General features: G+C 55.9%; 2 protein-coding genes. Both read left to right on the top strand.

The window, feature by feature from the left end; genetic code table 11:
• A partial coding sequence (locus tag BLX24_RS33070; protein WP_510185440.1) for a DUF8769 domain-containing protein occupies positions 1-923 on the top strand: 923 nt, incomplete at its 5' end.
• Between the two features lie 48 nt (positions 924-971).
• The coding region (locus tag BLX24_RS30405; RefSeq protein ID WP_445422164.1) for a DUF7133 domain-containing protein at positions 972-1,387 on the top strand (416 nt) is incomplete at its 3' end.

Below are 1,387 nucleotides of genomic sequence, written 5' to 3'. Positions count from 1 at the left end.
CCCTGTACCAACAACACCAAACGTTCAGCGAATACAATTCACCGACGTATTACGGGGTTACACTCGTAGCCATTGCCCTGTGGCGGGAGCTGGCTTTTTCAGAAGAAATGAAAGGCATGGGCAAAACCCTGGAAGCCGCGTTCTGGCACGAAGCCGCTACCTTCTACAACCCCGCCCTTAAAAACATGGCCGGTCCCTACTTCAGGGGCTATGGTATGGACATGCAGCAGTACACGTCGATCATGGGGTTGTGGATCGCCGTTGCCCTGAACAATGAGGCTGCTTCGCCCCTGCCCATTCCGATAAAATCGCCGAAATACGGCGAAATGAGCAACATAGCGCCGATTTACCTGTTAGGGCTTTCGATTCCGACAGCCGACCTGTCTGCCCTGCATACCTTTACTGCCCCCCGGTTTCTGGAGCGGCTGGTACCCAACGCCTACAAAGGGGAGGCCCTTAAACGGGTAACGGCCGTCATAAACCGTGACTGGATGATGGGGGGCGTTGCGGGTATGCGCCGGAAATGGGATCAGATCAAAACAGGTACCATCCACTGGAAGACCGCAAACGGCAAAACCGGCTGGCTGCTGGTGCCCGGCGACGGCATGACCAATGTGGTGGTCAGTCAGACAACGATGCAGGTGTTCAGCAGCGACCCGCAGGCCCGTCGGCTCGACCTGCTGGTCTACGACCCAGATGCAACTACGGATACCTTTTCCGGTGCCGTATGGGCGTTTTCAACGTTCGGGTTGGGTATCCGGACCACCCTTACCCTGATTGGTAAAGAACGCCTTGACGCAAAAGCCGGGCAAAAAGACTTCGCCATTGCCGAGCCGTATGCGAACCTGATAAAGATTAGTTACGAAATTCCGGTAGACCAGGACCTGTCGAAGCCTTTGCTTCAAATTACCCCGACTCCTTAAACCGGACGTTTAATCGTCTGATCCTAAACCCGACACGAGAACATTTCCATGAAATCGACGTACATTTTCCTGTATGTTTCCGGACTGACGGCGCTGATTTATGCCTGCAAGGTACAAACCACGACGACCATCACCACAACATCTACCACCACGGTCGCCCAAAGAACCGAAACAGTCCGGCAAACCGACAAGGACGAAGCCCTGCCGCTTGCCCCGTTTTCGACCGTTCCGCTGACGCCCGAACAAAGCCGCCAGGCGTTTGTGCTGCCCCCGGGCTACCACATGGAACTGGTGGCCGCCGAGCCCATGATTACCGAACCCGTGGCCATTGCCTGGGACGGCAACGCCCGCATGTATGTCGCGCAGATGGAAACCTATACCCAGGACGCCGACGGTACGGGCACCAAAGATGCGAAGAGCCGCGTCATGCTGCTGGAAGACACCAACAACGACGGCAAAATGGA

Source organism: Arsenicibacter rosenii, from assembly GCF_001870735.1.
Lineage (GTDB): Bacteria > Bacteroidota > Bacteroidia > Cytophagales > Spirosomataceae > Arsenicibacter > Arsenicibacter rosenii.
This window is presented reverse-complemented; position numbering and strand designations above follow the sequence as displayed.